Annotated in this window: 22 protein-coding genes; 16 read left to right on the top strand and 6 right to left on the bottom strand. The window is 43.3% G+C overall.

Annotated elements, in window-relative coordinates; genetic code table 11:
- Positions 1–5 precede the first annotated feature (5 nt).
- From serC to ACN0V2_RS04115, 6 genes are read left to right on the top strand one after another with little or no spacing between them, the layout of a single operon-like run.
- Positions 6–1,085, top strand: coding sequence for a 3-phosphoserine/phosphohydroxythreonine transaminase (gene serC, locus ACN0V2_RS04140; protein WP_417549527.1), 1,080 nt, complete (start codon positions 6–8; stop codon positions 1,083–1,085).
- Positions 1,086–1,087: 2 nt separating this feature from the next.
- On the top strand, positions 1,088–2,176 hold the full coding sequence (gene pheA / locus ACN0V2_RS04135) for a prephenate dehydratase (protein WP_417549526.1): 1,089 nt from the start codon (positions 1,088–1,090) through the stop codon (positions 2,174–2,176).
- Positions 2,177–3,139: a 4-hydroxy-3-methylbut-2-enyl diphosphate reductase gene (gene ispH, locus ACN0V2_RS04130; protein ID WP_417549525.1), complete on the top strand. Its 963-nt coding sequence runs from the start codon at positions 2,177–2,179 to the stop codon at positions 3,137–3,139.
- Between the two features lie 8 nt (positions 3,140–3,147).
- A complete protein-coding gene (locus tag ACN0V2_RS04125) occupies positions 3,148–4,557 on the top strand; it encodes an ABC transporter permease (protein ID WP_417549524.1) in 1,410 nt (469 codons plus the stop codon).
- Positions 4,554–6,593 carry a dipeptide ABC transporter ATP-binding protein gene (locus tag ACN0V2_RS04120; protein ID WP_417549523.1) on the top strand — a complete coding sequence of 680 codons (2,040 nt, stop codon included), beginning with the start codon at positions 4,554–4,556 and terminating at the stop codon, positions 6,591–6,593. Before ACN0V2_RS04125 ends, ACN0V2_RS04120 begins: the two co-directional genes overlap by 4 nt.
- A complete protein-coding gene (locus ACN0V2_RS04115; RefSeq protein WP_417549522.1) occupies positions 6,565–6,810 on the top strand; it encodes a DUF1244 domain-containing protein in 246 nt (81 codons plus the stop codon). Before ACN0V2_RS04120 ends, ACN0V2_RS04115 begins: the two co-directional genes overlap by 29 nt.
- A 22-nt stretch (positions 6,811–6,832) precedes the next feature.
- Here the strand turns inward: ACN0V2_RS04115 and ACN0V2_RS04110 are convergent, their stop codons facing one another.
- Positions 6,833–7,072, bottom strand: coding sequence for a zf-HC2 domain-containing protein (locus tag ACN0V2_RS04110; protein WP_417549521.1), 240 nt, complete (start codon positions 7,070–7,072; stop codon positions 6,833–6,835).
- Between the two features lies 1 nt (position 7,073).
- Complete coding sequence (locus tag ACN0V2_RS04105; protein ID WP_417549520.1) at positions 7,074–7,694, bottom strand: RNA polymerase sigma factor; 621 nt, start codon at positions 7,692–7,694, stop codon at positions 7,074–7,076.
- 248 nt (positions 7,695–7,942) lie between these two features.
- Between ACN0V2_RS04105 and ACN0V2_RS04100 the strand changes: the two genes are divergently transcribed.
- From ACN0V2_RS04100 to ACN0V2_RS04055, 10 genes are all read left to right on the top strand, one after another.
- Positions 7,943–8,254 (top strand): low-complexity protein, encoded by a 312-nt coding sequence (locus tag ACN0V2_RS04100; RefSeq protein WP_417549519.1) that lies wholly within the window; start codon positions 7,943–7,945, stop codon positions 8,252–8,254.
- A gap of 74 nt (positions 8,255–8,328) precedes the next feature.
- Positions 8,329–8,964 (top strand): DoxX family protein, encoded by a 636-nt coding sequence (locus tag ACN0V2_RS04095; RefSeq protein ID WP_417549518.1) that lies wholly within the window; start codon positions 8,329–8,331, stop codon positions 8,962–8,964.
- Positions 8,951–9,907, top strand: coding sequence for a protein-methionine-sulfoxide reductase catalytic subunit MsrP (gene msrP, locus ACN0V2_RS04090; RefSeq protein ID WP_417549517.1), 957 nt, complete (start codon positions 8,951–8,953; stop codon positions 9,905–9,907). Before ACN0V2_RS04095 ends, msrP begins: the two co-directional genes overlap by 14 nt.
- Before the next feature lie 8 nt (positions 9,908–9,915).
- On the top strand, positions 9,916–10,509 hold the full coding sequence (locus ACN0V2_RS04085) for a sulfite oxidase heme-binding subunit YedZ (RefSeq protein WP_417549516.1): 594 nt from the start codon (positions 9,916–9,918) through the stop codon (positions 10,507–10,509).
- 179 nt (positions 10,510–10,688) lie between these two features.
- Positions 10,689–13,343, top strand: a complete 2,655-nt coding sequence (aceE, locus tag ACN0V2_RS04080) for a pyruvate dehydrogenase (acetyl-transferring), homodimeric type (protein WP_417549515.1) — start codon at positions 10,689–10,691, stop codon at positions 13,341–13,343.
- 3 nt (positions 13,344–13,346) lie between these two features.
- Positions 13,347–14,669: a dihydrolipoyllysine-residue acetyltransferase gene (gene aceF, locus ACN0V2_RS04075; protein WP_417549514.1), complete on the top strand. Its 1,323-nt coding sequence runs from the start codon at positions 13,347–13,349 to the stop codon at positions 14,667–14,669.
- Positions 14,666–16,459 (top strand): dihydrolipoyl dehydrogenase, encoded by a 1,794-nt coding sequence (lpdA, locus tag ACN0V2_RS04070; protein WP_417549513.1) that lies wholly within the window; start codon positions 14,666–14,668, stop codon positions 16,457–16,459. Before aceF ends, lpdA begins: the two co-directional genes overlap by 4 nt.
- A 106-nt stretch (positions 16,460–16,565) precedes the next feature.
- Positions 16,566–17,351 (top strand): DNA adenine methylase, encoded by a 786-nt coding sequence (locus ACN0V2_RS04065; protein WP_417549511.1) that lies wholly within the window; start codon positions 16,566–16,568, stop codon positions 17,349–17,351.
- A 50-nt stretch (positions 17,352–17,401) separates the two neighbouring features.
- The gene (locus ACN0V2_RS04060) at positions 17,402–18,613 is read left to right on the top strand and encodes an argininosuccinate synthase (protein ID WP_417549509.1); all 1,212 of its coding nucleotides are present in this window, start codon (positions 17,402–17,404) and stop codon (positions 18,611–18,613) included.
- 24 nt (positions 18,614–18,637) lie between these two features.
- Positions 18,638–19,675, top strand: coding sequence for a GGDEF domain-containing protein (locus ACN0V2_RS04055; RefSeq protein WP_417549508.1), 1,038 nt, complete (start codon positions 18,638–18,640; stop codon positions 19,673–19,675).
- A gap of 4 nt (positions 19,676–19,679) precedes the next feature.
- Here ACN0V2_RS04055 and ACN0V2_RS04050 read toward each other — a convergent pair whose 3' ends face one another.
- The 4 genes from ACN0V2_RS04050 to purB all read right to left on the bottom strand — a co-directional run.
- Entirely contained in the window at positions 19,680–20,282 is a 603-nt protein-coding gene (locus ACN0V2_RS04050) for a nitroreductase family protein (protein ID WP_417549507.1), read from the bottom strand.
- A 16-nt stretch (positions 20,283–20,298) separates the two neighbouring features.
- Positions 20,299–21,081, bottom strand: a complete 783-nt coding sequence (locus ACN0V2_RS04045) for a secretin N-terminal domain-containing protein (protein WP_417549506.1) — start codon at positions 21,079–21,081, stop codon at positions 20,299–20,301.
- On the bottom strand, positions 21,078–21,584 hold the full coding sequence (locus ACN0V2_RS04040; protein ID WP_417549505.1) for a hypothetical protein: 507 nt from the start codon (positions 21,582–21,584) through the stop codon (positions 21,078–21,080). The genes ACN0V2_RS04045 and ACN0V2_RS04040 overlap by 4 nt, the downstream gene beginning before the upstream one ends.
- Positions 21,585–22,812: adenylosuccinate lyase (purB, locus tag ACN0V2_RS04035; RefSeq protein ID WP_417549504.1), on the bottom strand; the 1,228-nt coding region annotated here is incomplete at its 5' end.

Raw genomic sequence — 22,812 nt, 5'->3', positions numbered from 1 at the left:
GCAATTTGAGAGCCTATAATTTTAGTGCCGGCCCAGCTATGCTGCCGGACGATGTAATGCTGACTGCACAACAGGAAATGTTGGATTGGCGTGGTACTGGTATGTCGGTGATGGAAATGAGTCACCGTGGTCCGGAATACACTTCAATTGCAGAGCAGGCTGAAGCCGATTTGCGTGATTTGATGGGTATTTCGGATGACTATGCCGTGCTGTTTTTGCAGGGCGGTGCGTCCAGCCAGTTTTCGATGATTCCTATGAATTTGCTGCATGGACACACCCATGCAGATTATTTGAATACCGGTGCCTGGTCTGAAAAAGCCATTACAGAAGCACAGCGTTATACGAATGTAAATGTTGTGGCGGATGCCAAGCCATCACATTACCGTACGATTCCTGATATAGCTGATTGGCAGTTATCCGATAATCCTGCTTATGTGCATTACACACCGAATGAAACGATTCATGGCTTGGAGTTTGCTGAAATTCCCGAAGTAGGGGATGCGACGTTAGTTGCCGATATGTCTTCTACCATTTTATCTCGCCCATGTGATGTCAATCGATTTGGGTTGATTTATGCTGGTGCACAGAAAAATATTGGGCCTGCAGGTTTATGTATTGTTATCGTTCGTAAAGATTTAATGGGTAAAACCTTGCCGGGTACACCGGTGATGTTTGATTACAAAATCCATGCAGATAACGGTTCAATGTATAACACGCCAGCCACTTATAGTTGGTACCTGGCTGGGCTGGTGTTTCAGTGGTTGAAACAACAGGGCGGTTTGCAGGGAATGGCGGAAATCAATCAACGCAAAGCAGCTAAACTGTATGCTGCGATTGATGGCAGTGATTTTTATGCTAACCCAGTGGATGTGCGTTACCGTTCATGGATGAATATTCCATTTACCTTAGCGAACAGCGACTTGGATAAACAGTTTCTCGCCGATGCCGCCAAAGAAGGCTTATTAACACTTAAAGGCCATCGGGATTTGGGTGGAATGCGAGCAAGCATATACAATGCAATGCCGGAAGCCGGTGTAGATAAATTGATCTGGTTTATGTCTGAATTTGAGCGCAGGTTTGGTTAAACATGTCCGAGAAACAAGCACTTCAAGCCGTTCGTGAACAGATTGATAAAGTCGACAAGCAATTACAGAATTTATTAAACGAACGGACTGCGCTTGCGCATCAGGTTGCTGAAATTAAACAGCAATCAGGCGAACAAGCCGATTTTTATCGGCCTGAACGTGAAGCAATGATTTTACGTCAGGTAATGGAGCGTAATACTGGCCCATTATCCGATAAAGAAATGGCAAGATTATTCCGGGAAATCATGTCTGCGTGTCTGGCAGCAGAAAAACCATTAACAATCGCTTATCTTGGACCGGAAGGCTCGTTTACTCAGGCTGCCGCTTTAAAACATTTCGGTGGTTCCGCCGAGCTTCATCCAGTGAGCACGATTGCCAACGTTTTCAGTGCCGTTGAAACGGAATATGCTTGTTACGGTGTGGTGCCGGTGGAAAATTCTACTGAAGGCATGGTCAATCATACGCTAGATAGATTTGTCAGTTCGCCGCTTAAAATTAACGGCGAAGTGACCTTGCCTATACATCACTATTTGTTGAGCAATGCGTCGCAATTGTCTGATGTTAAAAAGGTTTATGCGCATCCACAAGCACTTGCACAATGTCGTCAATGGTTAGGCGATCAATTATCACATGCAGAATTATTTCCATTAGACAGTAACTCGGAAGCCGCCAAACGAGTGGCCCAAATGGATGAAAGTTGTGCGGCGATTGCCGCTAGCACAGCAGCCGAAATTTATGGATTGAAAGTTCTGGCCAACAACATTGAAGATGAAGCGGGAAACACTACGCGGTTTCTGGTGATAGGCCGTCAGCATGTCGGTCCATCAGGTGTTGATAAGACGGCATTACTGGTTTCAACCAAAAATAAACCTGGTGCGTTACAAAACTTACTTAAACCTTTGGCTGACAAAGGCATTAGTATGAGTAGAATTGAATCAAGACCATCACGTAAAGGCATCTGGGAATACGTGTTTTTTATTGATATTGATGGTCATTGTCAGGATCCGACCGTTGCCAGCGCATTAAATGAACTGGAGTCGGAATCTTCCGTTTTCCGTGTTTTAGGTTCTTATCCAAAGGCTGTGTTGTAAATGACCAAATTGGTATTAGCCAATCCAAGAGGTTTTTGTGCCGGAGTAGACCGCGCTATTGAAATCGTTGAGCGTGCGTTGGAACTGTTCGGCGCGCCGATCTATGTTCGCCATGAAGTAGTTCACAATCGCACAGTGGTTGAAGATCTGCGTAATAAAGGTGCGATTTTCATAGAAGAATTATCAGATGTGCCAGATAACAGCACATTGATTTTCAGTGCGCACGGCGTTTCAAAAGCAGTACAAGAGGAAGGCAAATTACGTGGTCTGAAAGTGTTTGATGCAACGTGTCCGTTGGTGACCAAAGTTCACCTTGAAGTAGCCAAACATGAAAAAGTCGCTCGTGAATGTATTCTAATTGGACACGCTGGCCATCCAGAGGTGGAAGGCACAATGGGCCAATACACTTCTGATCCAACAGCAATGTATTTGGTTGAATCACCGGAAGATGTGGCTAAATTAACGGTGAATGATCCTGATAATTTGTCATTTGTGACCCAGACAACCTTATCGGTTGACGATACCAAACTGGTTATTGATGCATTGCGTGAACGTTTTCCAAACATCATCGGACCGGGCAAGGATGACATTTGTTATGCCACACAGAATCGCCAGGATGCGGTAAAAAAATTGGCTGAAAGTTGTGATTTAGTGTTGGTTGTGGGGTCAGTGAATAGCTCAAACTCTAATCGACTCAAAGAGTTAGCAACTAAACTTGGTACAGAAGCTTATCTTATCGATAATGCTGATGAAATTAATGCTGACTGGTTAAAAGACAAACAAAATATTGGCTTGACGGCGGGTGCTTCAGCGCCGGAAACACTAGTTCAAGCTGTGGTTGAAAAACTGAAAATATTGGGAGTTGATGCTGTCACTGAAGATAAAGGTCAGATTGAAAACATAGCTTTCTCTTTACCCAAAGCGCTTAAAGTGGATATCTCCAGCCTCAGAAAATCAACATAAGGACAGCCATGCCCTTTCTGCCGGTATTTTTGTGGACCGACATTCTGATTTTTCTACTGCTAGCTGTTATCACAGCAGGCATATTTTACCTTCGTAGCAAACCGCATTTACGCGCTCCTTGGATAATGGTGATGCAACGTAAACGTGGCGTTATCTCCGTTATTATTCTATTAACCTACGTCAGTATTGGCTTTTTAGATTCATTACATTTTCGAACAGCTATAGCGACACAAGATAATAAACAACAGCATTATTCAACTGAAGTGCTTAGCGTGCTTGATTGGCTAGTCACACCCATCCGCACTCAAGTAGAAAAAACTTATTCCGCACCGTTTGCTACCCATTTATTTGTCAAAGAAATGCAAGTTGTTCAGAGTGGGCAATTGGAATACAGCTACCCACCATTACGTTATTCAGGACAACATTTACAGAGTGAAAATGAAAAATGGGGTGATGTGGCTAATATTGTGGCAAACAGCACTATTACAGCAGTTTTGTTCACAGTATTGCTGATTGCTTTTTATATCTTTTATAGAAAAATTCGTTATCAATATAACGCTTTCGCTGAAGCAAAACGTTTGATGCGTGGTGAATCCGAATATCCCATTCGTACCTTTTATTTGATGATTTTTCTGCTTAGCTGGCTGGGCATCACGTTAGTGATGCTCAGTCAGTATTATCATGTGTTTGGTACCGATAAAGTTGGACAAAGCGTTTTGTATCAAGCGTTGAAAAGTATTCGAACCGGTCTGGCGATTGGCACATTGACTACATTAGTTATGTTGCCTATGGCTATTTTCTTGGGTATCAGTGCTGGCTATTTTAGAGGCTGGATTGATGATGTTATTCAGTACATTTACACCACCTTAAATTCTATTCCCGGTGTGTTGTTAATCGCGGCAGCGGTTTTAATGCTGCAGGTATATATGAACACACATCCAGAAAATTTTGCCACTATCGCTGAGCGGGCTGATATACGTTTACTCTTTTTATGTTTGATTCTTGGTGTGACCAGCTGGACAGGTTTATGTCGAATCCTGCGAGGTGAGACACTGAAATTACGTGAAGCTGAATATGTTCTGGCTGCCCGTTCGCTAGGGGTAAGCAGTTTTAGTATTCTGCATCGACATATCCTGCCAAATCTGATGCATATCGTGTTAATTACCGTCGTGCTTGATTTTAGTGGCTTGGTGTTAGCTGAAGCCGTGCTTTCTTATGTTGGGGTAGGAGTCGATCCTTCCATGATCAGCTGGGGCAATATGATCAATAGTGCCAGACTAGAGATGGCACGCGAGCCGGTGGTCTGGTGGTCATTAACTGCTGCCTTTATTTCGATGTTTATGTTGGTATTGGCGGCGAATTTATTTGCCGATGTGGTGCGTGATGCATTTGATCCAAGAATGCAGGCTGCACGATGAAAACACCGACATTATTGGAAGTTAATGGACTTAAAACCTGGTTTTCCAGCAAAGACCAGCCCTTTAGAGCGGTTGATGGTATCGACTTTTCTATTCGACAAGGCGAGACATTTGCCTTATTGGGAGAATCCGGCTGTGGTAAATCCATTAGCGCCTTGTCTTTATTACGCTTGAATCCTTACCCGGCCAGTAAAATTGTGGCAGGCGAAATCAAGCTAAATGGATTGGATTTACTGAAACTTTCTGAAGCCGAGATGGAACGAGTTCGAGGCAGACGCGTTGCCATGATTTTTCAAGAGCCTCAAAGCTCATTGAATCCGGTATTAACAATCGGTCAGCAAATTGGCGAAACCTTACGCTGGCATTTCAAATTATCAACACAAGATATTCAGCAACGTAGTGTGAGCTTATTAGATTCTGTTGGTATTCCAGACCCAGAAAGACGTTTGAAAGAATACCCACATCAAATGTCTGGCGGCATGAAGCAACGCGTGATGATCGCCATGGCATTGGCCGGTGAACCAGAATTATTGATTGCTGATGAACCCACCACCGCATTGGATGTGACCATTCAGGCCCAGATACTGGATTTACTCAAACAAATTCAGCGTGATACGGGCATGGCAATTTTACTGATTACCCATGATTTAGGTGTGGCAGCACAAATGGCTGATCAGGTTGCTGTAATGTATGCCGGGCAAATAGTTGAACAGGCTGATCGTGAAACCTTCTTTGCCAATCCTCAACATCCCTATGCCCAAAAGTTATTTGAAGCTTTACCCAGTGAGCAAAAAAGAGATCAGCGCTTAACTGTAATCAAAGGCAGTGTACCTCCGTTAAATCAGAACTTTATCGGTTGCAGATTTGCCGATCGTTGTGATTATGCATGGGACCACTGTCATCAACATGAACCGTTATGGATTGCTACTAATGATACTGGGGTGCGTTGTCATTTATACGATTCCTCAGTGCCATCATCGCAAACAAAAGCGGTTAAATCGCGCCATGCTTCACATTTGTCTGATGTGGTTCCCTCACAGATCCATGCACTTGATGTCAGAGGGTTAAAGGTTCATTTTCCCATTCGTAAGGGTATCTTTCAGCGACAAGTAGGACAGGTTAAAGCGGTAGATGGGGTAAACCTCACATTGCATAACGCTGAAACGCTAGCTTTAGTCGGAGAGTCAGGTTGTGGTAAAACCACCGTCGGTAAAGGTATTTTACAGCTGGTGAAGGTGACCGCAGGTGAAGTGCGTTTTCAGGGGAAAGTTTTAAATCGACTCTCTCAACATGAATTAAAACCTTATCGCGGTCAGTTACAGATCATTTTTCAGGATCCGTTTTCGTCGATGAATCCTCGGATGACGGTTGAGCAGATTATTGAAGAAGCGATAAGTGCAACCAAGTTTCGAAAAGATCCAGCGGCCATGTCTAAATACGTCGATTCATTACTTGAACGCGTTGGTCTGAGAGCCGATATTCGTCATCGTTATCCACATGAATTTTCCGGTGGACAACGCCAACGGATTTGTATTGCTCGCGCCTTAGCAACGGAACCTGAAGTTATTGTTTGTGATGAACCCACCAGTGCTTTAGACGTATCGGTTCAAGCGCAAATTCTTAACTTACTACGTGATATTCAGCACGAATTTGGCCTGTCATATTTATTTATTACCCATAATATCGGTGTAGTGGATTATTTGGCGCATCGTGTTGCTGTGATGTATCTGGGTAGAATAGTGGAGCAAGGAACCCGTCAGCAGGTATTAGACTCAGCTAAACATCCTTACACGCAGGCTTTACTTGCAGCCGTACCCGAGATTGGTAAGCAGCAGCTGCAAGTGGCTGTTAAAGGTGAATTGCCTTCGCCAGCCAATCCACCCAAAGGATGTCATTTTCATCAACGCTGTCCGCAGGTGATGCCAATCTGTCATGAGCATTATCCACCGACTACGTTATTGGAAAATGGCCATCAGGTTAATTGTTTTTTATATGAAGAGAATGACAATGGACAAACAAACACAAACAGAACTTGAAGCTGCCGCATTTCGCCGCTTAATCGCGCATCTGCAGGAACGTAAGGATGTGCAGAATATTGATTTGATGAATTTAGCTGGGTTTTGTCGTAACTGCCTGTCTAAATGGTATCTGGCTGCTGCAGAACAGCAGGGTGTTGAAATGGACTACGATGCTGCGCGTGAGCATGTCTACGGTATGTCTTATGATGAGTGGAAACAGAAGTATCAGAAATAAAAGTCTGTGAACGCTGGCGTGATTATTTGCTCGCGTTATCTCTCAATTGTGCTGCTAAATCCTTGACGGCTTGATCAATCATCACAGTATGTTTCCTTGGCATTAGTCGAAGACTGCTTATAGTGGTTCTGAGTTGCCTAATATAATGTCGACAATTGTGGCAAAGAAATAAATGTAGTTTAAAAGCCATGCGTTGCCGCATGGACAAGTTTTTGTCCAGGTAGTCACTTGCCATTGCTTCGATGTCACGGCATTTGAGCATGTTAATTATTTTCCTGATAGTGTTGAATTTGTTGATGGATCGCAGACCGTGCACGATGCAACAACACTCTAGCATTAGACGCAGAGATGCCCAGAATGTTACAAATTTCCGGCATTGTCTCGTCTTGCAAATCGTATAACGTCAATATAGCTTGTTGCTGTGGTGGCAGTTGTTCAAAGGCCTGATGAATAATTTCACTTAGCTGATGATTAGCAACGATGGCTTCAGGTGTATCAATATCCCATTGTGAAATATGCTCTCGCCAATGGCCGGTGTGATCAAAACGTTCATCTGACTCACTTTGTTGCCAATTTTCATCCAATGAAACCTGCCGTTTTTCTCTACGCAATCTAGTTTTGGCGGCATTGGCGGTGATCTGTATCAACCATGTTTGCAAGCTGCTGCGACCTGCAAATTCTCCCAATGAACGTATGGCTGATAGCCAGGCATCCTGCACAATTTCTTCAGCAAATGCTTCACCGATAATCGCTTTGGCAATGGTCAACATTCGTTGATGATGCAAGGCTACGGTCATTTCAAATGCAGAGGATTTGCCAGCAAGCATGCCTTCAATTAATTGTTCATCAGACAGTATTTTCTGCGGCTCCGCTAATTTGCTCATGCTGGTAAATAAATCCTGCATTTGGTGATATGAATTCCAAGATGAGTGCATCGCGCTCATTTTTTCAAACACATTAATAATGGATGTGACTTTGGCATACAAGAAAAAATATTGCTATGGCAAGCAAAATCGGTGGATCGAGACAATTTAACAATTGTTTGTAACAAATTAATGCCTCGTCAGTCTATCTTAGCAAGCTGGTTCTGATGGACTGGTTGACTACGAGACTAAATATAAGGATTTTCAACATGGCTATGAACAAAAAAACTTCAATTGCATTGGCTGCAAGCGCAGCAATGACCGCAGGTCTAGCTTTATCACCTATGGTTGCTGCCGATACCGCTAATCCATTCCAATCTTCTGAATTAACGAATGGTTATATGCAATTGGCAAAACATCACGAAGAAGGCAAATGTGGTGAAGCTAAGTGTGGCGACGAAATGAAAGATAAAGAAGCCAAATGCGGTGAAGATATGAAAGGTGCTGAAGGCAAATGTGGCGAAGAAAGCAAAAAAGAAGGTGAAGGTAAGTGTGGCGAAGCCAAATGTGGCAATAAATAAGTTATCAGCCATTTAGTAGGTATAACAAAAAAACAGGGGCTTATGCCCCTGTTTTTCCTCAAAGGGACATCGTTATGATTCAGTGGGTCATAAAATTACAGCGGATTTTGCACATTACACTTAACGTGGATTTTTTAGCCCCTTTGTTATTGAGAGCTTACTTGATACCGGTTTTCTGGGTAGCTGCCAATAACAAGTGGAATCCATTTAATTCTGAGAGTTCATTACAAAACACCATTGATTGGTTTGCCAATCCTGATTGGGGATTGGGTTTGCCATTTCCCGAATTACTGGCCTATATGGCTTGGGGTGCTGAATATTTCGGTGCCATTTTATTGTTAGTCGGGTTGGCAGTGCGTTGGATCAGTATTCCATTAATGGTCACCATGCTGGTTGCTGCGTTCAGTGTGCATTGGAAAAATGGCTGGCAGGCTATTCATGATCCGATGAGTGCGTTTGCTGCTGAAAATGCAGTTGAAGCAATAGAGCGACTGGATCGTGCCAAATCCATTTTGCAAGAACATGGAAATTATAGTTGGCTAACGGAACATGGCAGCTTTGTTGTACTCAATAATGGTATTGAGTTTGCCGCAACCTATTTTGTGATGTTGCTGGCATTGTTTTTTATTGGAGCGGGTCGATACATCAGTGTCGATTACTGGTTAGCTAAACGTTATATGCCAAATGAGGTGAATCATGTGGATTCGTAAAAAACATTCTTGGGACATTCCTGAATCCGAAGTCACTGATTATCAGGTCTATTTGAATCGTCGACAATTTATCAACGGTGCCGCTGGTTTGGCAGCAGCAACTGCGATGCCTTTGAGTTTTGCTGCTAAAGCACCGACCGGTGAAGCCTTTGCTGATTTAGCAAAAAGTGACTTTTCCACAGAAGAAAAGCTTACTACGTACGAATCTATCACTACCTACAATAATTTTTATGAATTTGGCACAAGCAAGGAATCACCTTCTGCTTTAGCGGCCGACTTCCCCGATCGCAGCGAACCTTGGATGGTCACCATTGATGGTGAGTGTGACAAACCTGGGCAGTATGACTATAACGAATTGATAAAAACCCAGAACCTTGAAGAGCGGATTTACCGTTTACGTTGTGTCGAAGGTTGGTCAATGGTCATCCCTTGGGTTGGTTTTCCTTTAGCTGATCTTTTAAAACAAGCTCAACCCAACTCCAAAGCCAAGTTTGTCGAATTCACAACGTTATTTGATCCCGAACAAATGCCGGGCCAGCGTCGTCAAGTGCTGCAGTGGCCTTATCTTGAAGGCCTGCGAATGGATGAAGCGATGCATCCATTAACGCTAATGGCTGTTGGGTTATATGGACGCGAGATGCCTGGGCAGAATGGCGCACCGATTCGTTTGGTTGTGCCTTGGAAATATGGTTTTAAAAGTATCAAATCGATTGTGCGAATTCGCTTTGTTGAAAAAATGCCGTTAACGGCTTGGGTACAAGCCAATGCCGGGGAATATGGTTTTTATTCTAATGTGAACCCTGACGTCAATCATCCACGCTGGAGCCAAAGTCGAGAAAGACGCATTGGCGAGTTCCTCAAACGTGAAACGCTCATGTTTAATGGCTATGGTGAAGAAGTGGCCGAGTTATATACCGGTATGGATTTGAAACGCTATTTTTGATGGCAAAAATGATTACAAAGTTAAAAGTGCTGGTCTTCGGTATTTGTTTATTACCGCTTATATGGCTTAGCTATGCCTTGCTAACCGATCAATTGGGTGCCAATCCAATTGAGGCCATAACCCGTGAGACTGGGGTATGGGCATTACGTTTTATCATCGTGACATTGTTGATATCACCATTACGCAAACTAACAGGAAGGAATGAATTTATCCGCTTCAGGCGGATGCTTGGCTTGTTTGCCTTTTTTTATGCCAGTGTGCACATGCTTTTGTATCTTGGACTGGATCAGTTTTTTGATGTGCAGGAAATCTGGTTGGATATTATCAAACGTCCCTTTATAACCATTGGTTTTATCAGCTTTATCCTGCTTATTCCGTTAACAATTACCTCCACCGATAAAATGATAAAACGCCTTGGCGGGCGTCGCTGGAAAAAACTGCACTACTTAATTTATCTGATTGTCGTGCTTTCTTGTTTGCATTTTTATATGCTGGTCAAGCAAGATAAAACAGAGCCGTTAATTTATCTGTTGATTGTTTTGCTGTTACTGGGATTTAGGGTGCTTGGCCAGCGTCGGCGTCATCAAGTAGCGGGTTCCTAAAGCCAAATTATTTGGCATTTACGGCTTTTTATCCGTAATAAATATTTCCACAAGGTTTTGATTTTCTTGCCAGAATGGCGCTGTATCAGGCTTTTGTCGTTGTGCCAGAGTGCCAATTAAACAAAAACTGTTACAATGTGCGGCTGTAATTTATCGCGTTGAGATTTAAGAAGGTATATATGACTGATTTTGTCGATCACGATCCACAAGAAACGCAAGAATGGTTGGACGCTCTCGAGTCTGTGCTTGAAGCGGCCGGTGACGAAAAAGCCCATTACATTATTGAAAAACTCATTGATAAGGCCCGCCGCAGCGGTGTAAACCTGCCTTACAGTGCTAATACCGCATACGTAAATACCATTCCGGTGGATCAACAGGAACGCATTCCTGGTGATCAGGCAATGGAGCAGAAGCTCAGATCGTATATCCGTTGGAACGCGATGGCGATGGTGGTCAAAGCCAATATGAAACCCGGCGCTGTCGGTGGACATATTGCCAGCTTCTCATCAGCGGCAACGCTTTATGATGTCGGTTTCAATCACTTCTATAGAGGTGATGATCATGAAGAAGGCGCCGATATGGTGTTTGTTCAAGGACACTCATCACCAGGTATTTATGCCCGCTCTTTTCTCGAAGGTCGACTGACCGAAGAACAATTAGATAACTTCCGTTTTGAAGTGGATGGAAAAGGTCTTTCATCTTACCCACATCCATGGTTGATGCCAGATTACTGGCAGTTCCCAACAGTTTCCATGGGCCTTGGTCCAATTCTGTCTATCTACCAAGCTCGTTTCATGAAGTACATGCATCATCGTGAAATTGCCAAAACAGCTGGTCGTCATGTATGGGCTTATCTTGGTGATGGGGAGATGGATGAACCAGAATCATTAGGCGCGATCAGCTTGGCCGGTCGTGAAAAACTCGACAACCTGATTTTTGTCGTGAACTGCAATCTACAACGACTTGATGGTCCGGTGCGTGGTAACGGCAAAATTATTCAAGAACTAGAAGCTTTGTTCCGTGGAGCTGGCTGGAATGTATTAAAAGTTATCTGGGGCAGCGGTTGGGATCAACTGTTGGCACGGGATACAGACGGCTGGTTGCTGAAACGCATGGAAGAGGTGGTTGACGGCGAATACCAGAATTACAAAGCCAAAGATGGCGCTTATGTGCGTAAGCATTTCTTTGGTAAATATCCAGAATTACTGGATATGGTTTCAGATATGACGGATGAAGATATCTGGCACTTGAGCCGTGGTGGCCATGATCCACGTAAGATTTATGCTGCTTATAAACAAGCAGTAGATCATGTCGGCCAACCTACGGTGATCCTGGCAAAAACAGTTAAAGGTTATGGACTGGGCCTGGCGGGTGAAGGTCAGAACACCACGCATCAACAGAAGAAAATGGAACTGGAGCATATGAAACGCTTCCGTGATCGTTTCAATATTCCTGTTCCAGACGATGAAATCGAAGAAATTCCTTACATCAAACTTGATGATGACAGTGCAGAGAAAAAATACCTGCTGGAACGTCGTAAGGAATTAGGCGGTTTTATTCCAAAACGTAATCACAATGCACCTGCACTGGAAATTCCTCCGCTCAGCATTTTTGATGCAGTACTTAAAGACAGTGGTGATCGTGAGTTATCCACCACAATGGCTTTTGTACGTGTATTAACGGCTTTAATCCGTGACAAAAAAATCGGCAAAAATATTGTGCCAATCGTACCGGATGAAGCACGTACCTTTGGGATGGAAGGCTTGTTCCGTTCTATCGGTATCTATTCTTCATCTGGTCAGAAGTACGAACCAGAAGATTCGGGCAAAGTCATGTGGTATCGCGAAGATACTAAAGGCCAGATCCTCGAAGAAGGCATTAATGAAGCTGGTGCTATGTCAGAGTGGATTTCTGCAGCCACGGCTTACTCCAATTACAACGTTAATATGGTGCCGTTCTACATCTATTACTCGATGTTCGGTTTCCAACGTGTAGGTGATTTGTGCTGGTTAGCTGGTGATATTCAGGCCAAAGGCTTCCTCCTTGGTGGTACCGCAGGTCGCACAACATTAAACGGTGAAGGTCTGCAACATCAGGATGGACACAGTCTGATTTTGGCCAACACTATTCCAAATTGCCTGAGCTACGATCCAACCTATGCCTATGAGATGGCGGTTATCGTGCATGAAGGTATGCACCGGATGTATGAGAGACAGGAAAGCGTGTTTTATTACATCACCGCGATGAATGAAAACTATACTCATCCGGCAATGCCTGAAGGTGTGGAAGAGGGCATCATTAAAGGTCTGTATCAGCTTAAAGCGGGTGGCAAACACAAAGTTAAAGCGCAACTAATCGGCAGTGGCACGATCCTGCGTGAAGTGGAAGCGGCTGCTGAAATGCTTGAGAAAGACTGGAATGTCTCTGCCAATGTGTGGAGTGCGACCAGTGTGAATGAGCTGGTGCGTGACGGTATGGATGTGGATCGTTTTAACCGTCTGCATCCAACTGCTGAGAAGAAAACCAGCTATATTTCACAATGCCTTGATGATCAAGATGGCGTTGTGGTTGCTTCAACAGATTATATGCGTCTGTATGCAGAACAATTACGTCCCTGGATCAAACAACGTTATGTTGTCCTTGGTACTGATGGTTTTGGTCGCAGTGATACCCGTGAGAGATTGCGTAGCTTCTTTGAAGTGGATCGTTATCATGTGGTTGTTGCGACGCTCAGTGCGCTGGCTGATGAAGGCAGTATTAAATACGATGTGGTCGCAAAAGCTATCAAGCAATACAACATTGATGCTGACGCAACAAATCCAGTGAAGGTTTAAAACATGGCAGATTTAATCGAATTAAAAGTCCCTGATATTGGTGATTTTGATAGCGTTGAAATCATCGAAGTTTTAGTTGCTGAAGGCGATTCAATCAGTGCTGATCAGGAAGTCATCACCATTGAGTCTGATAAAGCGATGATGGAAATTCCATCATCGTTAGCTGGCACTATCAAAGAAATGAAAGTTAAAGTTGGTGATAAAGTCCGTGAAGGCACTGTTATCGCGATGATTGAATCCAATGATTCAGCCGCAAGCACTGAAAAAGCTGAAAAACCAGCTGAAAAATCAAATGAAAGCAAACCGGCAGAGAAAGAAATACCGGCCGCAGAGAGTAAACCAGCACCGACTCCTACGGTTGCTAACCCAGAACCGGAAAGAACTGAAACATTGCCTTATGCACCGGATACCGGTTCAGCTAAGAAACCTTCTCATGCATCACCTTCAGTAAGACAGTTTGCTCGTGAATTAGGTGTTCCTTTGGCTGCGGTCGTCGGTAGTGGTCAAAAAGGCCGTATTACCAAAGAAGACGTTCAGAATTTTGTTAAACAAGTAATGAATGAACCGGCACCAAAAGCGGCGGAAGGCGCAGGAATCCCATCTGTTCCGGTCATTAATTTTGAGCAGTTTGGCGAAATCGAAAGCAAAGAATTATCTAGAATCAAGAAAATTTCCGGTAAACATTTACACGCTTGCTGGTTGAATATTCCACATGTGACGCAGTTTGATGAAGCTGATATCACCGAATTGGAGGAATTCCGCCAAGAAAACAAAGAAATGGCTGCCAAGAAAGGTGTCGGCTTGACACCGTTGGTATTTATCATGAAAGCCGTTGTCGCTTGTTTGAAACAGTATCCAGAATTTAATGCTTCGTTAAGCGAAGACAAACAAAGCCTGATTTACAAAAAGTATTACAACATCGGTGTGGCCGTTGATACGCCAAATGGTTTGATGGTGCCAGTGATTCGTGACGTTGATAAAAAAGGCTTTTTGGAACTGGCCGGTGAACTGGGTGAAATCAGTTCCCGAGCACGTGAAGGCACGTTAACAGCTAAAGATTTACAGGGTGGAACCTTCTCAATATCCAGCCTGGGTGGTATCGGTGGTCAATTCTTTACCCCGATTGTGAATGCTCCTGAAGTCGCAATTCTTGGCGTCAGCAAACACCAGATGAAACCTGTTTGGAACGGAAAAGAGTTTGAACCACGACTAATGTTGCCATTGTCGATTTCGTATGACCATCGAGTGATAGATGGTGCTGCCGGCGCACGCTTTACGGTGATGCTGAATAATATGTTGTCGGATATCAGAAAGGTATTGTTATGAGTTTGATTGAAGTCAAGGTACCGGATATCGGTGATTTTGATGCAGTTGAAATTATTGAAATCCTTGTTGCCGAAGGCGATTCAATTAGTGAAAATCAAGACATTATCACGCTTGAATCAGACAAAGCTGCTATGGAGATTCCTAGCTCCAATGCCGGGACTATCAAGTCTTTGAAAGTTAAAGTTGGTGATAAAGTCGCCCAAGGTGATGTGATTCTGACGTTGGAAAGTGAAGCTGGTTCTGCAGATGAAGAAAAACCAGCAGAAACCAAAACTGAAGCTGCTAAACCTGCAGAGACGCAACCAGAAAAACCTGCTGAAAAATCCTATGCAGCTCCCGTTGCTAAAAAAGACATCCCAACCGATGCTGATATGCATGCAGAAGTGGTCGTTTTAGGATCGGGCCCAGGTGGTTACACAGCTGCATTTCGTGCAGCGGATTTAGGTAAAGAAGTCATTCTTATTGAACGTCATCAGCGTATTGGTGGCGTATGTTTGAATGTCGGTTGTATCCCTTCAAAAGCTTTATTGCATACCGCCCACGTAATTAATGAAGCGAAACATATTGCTGATAACGGTGTGACATTTGGTGCACCAAAAATCGATATTCGTAAAGTCGCCGATTGGAAAGAGAGCATTGTTTCAAAACTGACCGGTGGTTTATCAGCATTAGCTAAGCAGCGTAAAGTCACAGTGGTTCATGGCGAAGCTCAATTTTCCAGTACTAATTTAATGCAGATCAAAACAGCGGATGGCGATAAAACCATCAGTTTTGAAAATTGTATTATTGCGGCGGGTTCGCGCGTAACCAAAATTCCGGTTTTCCCCAATGATGATCCACGAATGATGGATTCAACTGATGCATTGGAATTGGAAGATATTCCAAAAACACTGCTAGTCATTGGTGGCGGCATTATCGGCCTGGAAATGGCGACGGTATACAACGCGCTGGGTTCTGAAATCAGTGTGGTGGAATTGCAGGATAGTTTGATTCCAGGTGCTGATAAGGATCTGGTCAAACCATTACATAACCATATTCAGAAACAATACAAAGCGATTTACCTGAAAACCAAAGTCAGCAAAATCGAAGCATTAAAATCCGGTCTTAAAGTTACCTTTGAGGGTGATAATGCGCCGGAACCACAAACTTATGACAAGATCTTGGTTGCAGTAGGCCGTTCTCCAAATGGTAAATTGATTAATGCAGAAGCGGCGGGCGTAACCGTCAATGATTATGGCTTTATTGAAGTCAATCAGCAGATGCAGACCAATGTGCCGCATATCTATGCAATTGGTGACATTGTCGGCCAACCGATGTTGGCCCATAAAGCGACTCATGAAGGCAAAGTGGCTGCAGAGCATATTGCTGGTAAAAAAGTAGCCTTTGATCCGATGACAATTCCTTCGGTGGCTTATACCGATCCTGAAGTTGCCTGGATGGGACTTAGCGAAGATGAAGCGAAAAAGCAGGGGATTGAATACGTTAAAGGTGCTTTCCCTTGGGCTGCCAGTGGTCGCAGCTTAAGTGTTGATCGTGATGAAGGTTTGACCAAAGCTTTGTTTGATAAAGAAACTGGCCGTTTACTTGGTGCCGGTATTGTCGGACCCAATGCGGGTGAATTAATTGCTGAAGCGGTATTGGCACTTGAAATGGGCGCTGATGCTGAAGATATCGGCCTGAGCATTCATCCTCATCCAACATTATCAGAGACCTTTGCCTTCGCTGCAGAAATGGCTGAAGGAAATATCACGGATTTAATGCCGCCTCGTAAAACATTACACAGTAAATAAGTTAATGTCAGCTGTTCAGAGCAACCTTGTTGTTCTGGGCAGCTTTATCCCTAATCAGTGATGAACTGCCTTTCATGTCGCGGATCCAGCCAGTGATAACTCAGCCATGACCAGAGATAACTCTGTGCTTAAACCGCCTTTAAAATGGGCCGGTGGCAAACGCTGGTTAATTCCCAAGCTATTAACTTTATGGAAGAAATTTCCTGAACATCGTCTGGTAGAGCCATTTTGTGGAGGATTGTCAGTTGCTTTAGGATTAAATCCGCAACACGCCTTATTAAATGATTTAAATCCGGCACTAATTAATTTTTACCGACAATTACAACAAGGTTTGACCATCGATTTGCCATTGGCCAATGATGAACAACTTTATTATCAATACCGTAAACAATTCAATGAAATCGCTGCCCATAATGACGTCGAGCGTGCTCAATTATTTTATTATTTGAATCGTACTGGCTATAACGGCTTATGCCGATTCAATAAGAGTGGCGGTTATAACGTGCCATTCGGACGTTATAAAACCATCAATTACGTCAGTGACTTTGCGTCATACCAATCGGTTTTAAGCCAGTGGGAATTCAGTAACACCGATTTTGCTAATCTTACTCTTCAGCAGAATGATTTTATTTATGCTGATCCGCCTTATGATGTGCCGTTTCGACAATATTCCCAGCAAGGTTTTGATTGGGAAGATCAGGTAAGGTTGGCTGAATGGCTGACAAAACACGATGGTCCAGTTGTATTGTCTAACCAAGCTACGGATAACATTAAAACACTTTATCGAGATCTGGGCTTCCGTTTGAAATACCTTGATGCACCTCGCACCATTAGCTGCAAAGGTGATAAACGTCAATCGGCAAGAGAAGTGCTTGCTTTACGCGGATTTTGATACAATAACGCACCAATTTTTAATTTCTTCGATACAGGATTTCTTCCCCCATGTCTGACATCAAAAAAGTCGTATTAGCCTATTCAGGTGGCCTTGATACATCAGTTATTCTCAAATGGCTGCAAGACAAATATCAATGTGAAGTTGTCACTTTTACAGCTGATTTAGGCCAGGGTGAAGAGGTTGAACCAGCACGTGCTAAAGCTCAATCTTTAGGTATTAAAGAAATTTATATTGAAGATTTGCGTGAAGAATTCGCTCGCGATTATGTGTTTCCAATGTTCCGTGCCAATGCCATTTACGAAGGTGAATACCTGTTAGGTACCTCAATTGCACGTCCATTAATTGCTAAACGTCTTGTCGAAATCGCGGCTCAAACTGGTGCTGAAGCGGTATCGCATGGCGCAACTGGTAAGGGTAATGATCAGGTTCGTTTTGAACTGGGTGCTTATGGTTTAAATCCAAACATTAAAGTGATTGCCCCTTGGCGTGAATGGGATTTGTTATCCCGTCAAAAACTATTGGATTATGCTGAACTGCACGGTATTCCAGTTGAAATGAAACAAGGCAAGAAATCACCTTATTCAATGGATGCCAACTTGCTGCATATTTCTTATGAAGGCGGCATTCTGGAAGATCCATGGGCAGAAGCTGAAGAAACCATGTGGCGTTGGTCTGTCTCACCTGAAAATGCTCCCGATAAAGCAACTTACCTTGAACTCAGTTATGAAAAAGGCGATATCGTTGCCATTAATGGCGAACGAATGACGCCTGCTCAGGTTATGACTTATCTGAATAAAGTTGCTGGTGAGAATGGCGTTGGACGACTAGATATTGTTGAAAACCGTTATGTAGGTATGAAGTCGCGTGGTTGTTATGAAACTCCTGCCGGTACCGTAATGTTGCGTGCGCATCGTGCGATTGAGTCACTCACATTGGATCGTGAAGTCGCCCATTTGAAAGACGAATTAATGCCACGTTATGCCAGCATGATTTACAACGGTTATTGGTGGGCACCAGAACGATTGATGATGCAGACAATGATAGATGCATCACAGCATAGCGTGAACGGTGATGTCAGAATCAAACTGTACAAAGGTAATGTCACAGTGGTTGGAAGACAGTCTGCAACGGATAGTTTGTTTGATGAATCAATTGCCACATTTGAAGATGATGCAGGTGCGTATAACCAGAAAGATGCAGAAGGCTTTATCAAGCTGAATGCCCTAAGATTAAAAATAGCAGGGAAGAAGAAAAAATAGGCATAGGACTTTGCCGGAGTAATTATGAAATACAGCGAAAATGAAGAGCGTACAGCAGAATGGATGCGATTGGCGCTCTCGAAAATGAAACAATATGAAATTGCTCCAACGCCGACGAATTATGCCTTATGGTTTGAGTATGTTTCTGGCACCAATCTCAGTTTAATTGAAGCTGTAGATAACGAAATTTTATTGACTGGAAAACTGACAGCCCAACAATGCAGACTTTTGCATGAGCAGTTTTTTGATGATGATAAAGACCGTGCAGCAATGTTTGAAATGCGTCATGAATTAGCGCGTTTACTTAAACAGGTATTGAACTACGTATATACCGGAGTGACAACAACTGATCGTAGCAATAGTCATTTACAAAGCATGTTAAGCCGTTTGCAACCGGATCTAAACCGTCAGCAACTGCATACACTTATTGAAGAGGTACTCATTGAAACTCGGTTGGCTGTTTCATCGGGGGAATTACTTAATGAACAGTTAAATGGCGCAATGACCGAAGTTGCCTCATTGAAGAAAGAATTAAGTGATTCACGTCGAGAAGCAATAACAGATAGTTTGACTGGCTTAGCTAATCGTAAACATTTTGATGATCTCATTAATAAAATGACTCACGATGCTGATACCAACGGCATGGATGTGTCAGTCATTTTCACCGATGTTGATATGTTCAGTGTCATCAATGAAAAACATGGGCAATTGGTGGGTGATCAAGTGTTAAGGGTGATTGCCGAGCTGATGAAAAAATCGTTGAAAGGTCGTGATTTAGTTGCACGATATGGTGGTGAAGAATTTGCAGTAATTTTGCCAAATACCAGTATGCAAAACGCACGTAACCTTGCCGAAACCATACGCCAGGATTTGGCCAGCAAACGTATTCAACGTAAAGATACTCACGAGCCGCTTGGCATCATTACTATGTCATTTGGCGTGGCGCGATATGTGTCGGGCGAGGGGGTTGATAGTTTTATGCAACGCGTTGATCGAGCCGTTTATTTAGCAAAACGCAGCGGACGCAACAATGTGTGTGATGCGCCGCCGCCGATTATCTGATTAATTAAAAGCTATCGGTAAAAAACACTTCTTCGAGTGGTAATTGGCCCGCTCGAGGACGTGCATCTTCCAGCTTTTTGCCCACAGTAATCATCATCACGATAATGTGATCGTGGGGTAAATTGATGATGCGTGCGACTTTATCAAAGTCAAAACCATCCATTGGGCAAGTGTCATAGCCCATGCCTTTTGCCATCAACATAATGTTCATTGCTGCAATACTAGCCGAGCGGACACATTCATCGCGTTGACCTTGATGATGATTTGTATAGTAATTTTCAATCGCGGGTAGAATGGCATTTTGTGCAGCAAGTGGCGCATGTTGCCAATATCGGGCAGGCTGTTTTTCCCATGCATTCAAATCAGCACAAAGCACCAATAATAAAGACGAATCTACTACCTGAGCCTGTCCCCAAGCAGCTTCCAGAATTTGCTGGCGTTTTTCAGCATCTTTTACCCGGACAAAGCGCCAGTGCTGAATATTGAATGCTGTAGGCGAAAGGATGGCATGTTCCATCAATTCGTTGACTTCGGCTTCGGTCATTTGATGTGCTGGGTCATAATGTTTGACCGAGCGACGAGTTTGAATCGCTTCTTTAATATCCATTGTTAGGGAAAGTTACTCAGTTAAGTTCAATTTTTAGATACAGCCATTGTTGTTGATCTTGATGGCTGCGATACGTTTTAGCATTTTGTTGCTGGCGTTGTTGTTCACCTATTTGGCCAATTAGGATCCATTGATTTACCGGTCCCGTGACAGTGGTCAGCAGACTAGTTGTGGTGATGTCTCCATTACGGTGCATTTTGGAAAATAAAGGCAATATATCAACCCGGGCTTGTTGATTGCCGAGGATATTCACTCTTGCCTGAAAGCCGTTGTCCAATTGAATGTACTGTGTTGTTTCCTGAACAGCAATACCACCATGAGGGTAAAAAATAAGTTGTTGCTGGTTGTTGGCGACTGCCTGACCCATTTGGATATCAATAGGCTGACCTGCAATACCCCGTGCCTGATATTGCTGATCCCGCTCACGGCTATTTTTGGTTGACCAGCGATTAATTTCAACGGATGAATTTTTCGGGTTGTCTAAATCAATATTTAAGCGATCTTCAGCTGAACGTTCATCGTTAAGTTGTTGTTGGCTTCGTAGCACTGTGACAGTAAGGCTCTGCTGTCTGATATCAAGCTGTTTGACCAGTTGTTCAATTTCTTGAAAGCTTTGTGACGAACTTTTGATAATCAGCAGGTTATCGTGACCATTGATAGTGGTGTAGTTATCGACCATTGGTTCAATCATTGGCAATATTTCTGCTGCAATACGGTGCTGCAACTCAATGGTTCGGATTTGATCGGCATAAGCTGGTAGCGCCAACACTAAAAATGCTATCGAACAGATAATTTTCATAAGTGTAACCGCCTTGTTGCCACATCTTCAGTGCTGTGATTCCAGCATTCTTCAAACTGTTGTTTGAGTTCACGTACAGTCAAAGGATCATGCAGATTTGCCTGTCCCTGATAGCGCTGATTATTAAGACAACGTAAATAGCCAGATTCATCCACCAGCATCACAATATTTTTTGGTCGTTGGTGTTTATCCGACAAAATATGCACACTGATCGAACTGGTGAGTTTGGCTATCAACGGTAATAGTCGGTGCGAATTAATGATGCTGCTTTGAGATTCATCAATCAAAAATCTAATCTGTGTCCGGCGACTACTTATACAGAGCTGTTTGATGCAATCAATAATCTCTAGGTTATCGAGCAAGACTGAATCAAGCTGACTACCAACAAAACAAATTTCGCGTTTGGCTGATTCCACTAATGCCAAGGCAGCCGCAGCTGCCTCGTGTTTACCATCAAACGCTATGATTTGATTAGTTTCGGAATTAGTGGATTGGTCTGTCATTTAGCAGTTTTTTGCTTGTTCAATTGCATTGCCGATATAGCTAGCAGGAGTCATATCTTTCAAAGAAAATTTAGCGGCATCCGGCAGATCTAGCGTATCAATAAATTCATGCATGATTTGTTTATTTACGCGTTGGCCACGAGTTAATTCTTTGAGTTTTTCATACGGGTTTTCAATACCATAGCGACGCATTACGGTTTGAATTGGCTCAGCCAATAACTCCCAATTGGCATCCAAATCGGCAGCCATTGCTTCTGGAGCGGCTTCGAGTTTGCTGATACCTTTCAGTGCAGAGCTGTAAGCCAATAAAGAGTGAGCAAAGCCTACGCCGATATTACGTAATACGGTTGAATCCGTCAGATCTCGTTGCCAGCGGGAAATAGGCAGTTTCATCGCCATATGATCGAAGGTCGCGTTGGCAATACCCAAGTTACCTTCAGCATTTTCAAAATCAATCGGATTCACTTTGTGTGGCATGGTTGAAGAACCAATTTCACCTTTAACAGTTCTTTGTTTGAAATAGCCAATCGAAATGTAGCTCCAGACATCACGACAGAAATCAATCAGCACAGTATTAAAACGAATCATTGCCTGGAATAATTCGGCCACATAATCATGTGGTTCAATCTGAGTGGTGTATTTGTTCCAACGCAGGCCCAGTCCGGTGACAAACGCGTTGGCCATCATTGGCCAGTCGATATTCGGGTAGGCAGCATAATGGGCATTGTAGTTACCTACAGCGCCGTTCATTTTTCCGTATAACAATACCGCTGCTACATGGGTGCGTTGGAGTTCCAAACGTTTCACCACATTGGCAAGCTCTTTACCCAATGTAGTTGGAGAGGCCGGTTGGCCATGAGTACGTGACATCATCGGCGTTTCAGCTTGTTCCAAAGCCAGTTTTTTCAATGCACCAATTAACGTGTCCATTTCAGGCAAGATCACCTGTTCGCGGGCATTTTTAAGCATAATGCCGTAGGCGGTGTTATTAATATCTTCAGAGGTGCAGGCAAAATGCACAAACTCATTTACCGCATCAAGTTCTGCGTTATTTTTGAATTTACGCTTGATAAAGTATTCAACCGCTTTAACGTCATGATTGGTTTCACGCTCGATGGCTTTAATTTCAGCAGCATCTTCAACTGAAAAATTGTTCATTAAATCATTAAGAAACTGTTCAGCTGTTTCGCTTAATTTTGGGACTTCCTGGATATCGGCATTCGCACCA

Source organism: Methylophaga sp., assembly GCF_048266885.1.
Lineage (GTDB): Bacteria > Pseudomonadota > Gammaproteobacteria > Nitrosococcales > Methylophagaceae > Methylophaga.
Note: the sequence above shows the minus strand (reverse complement) of the source record. Positions and strands in the feature narration are given on the sequence as shown.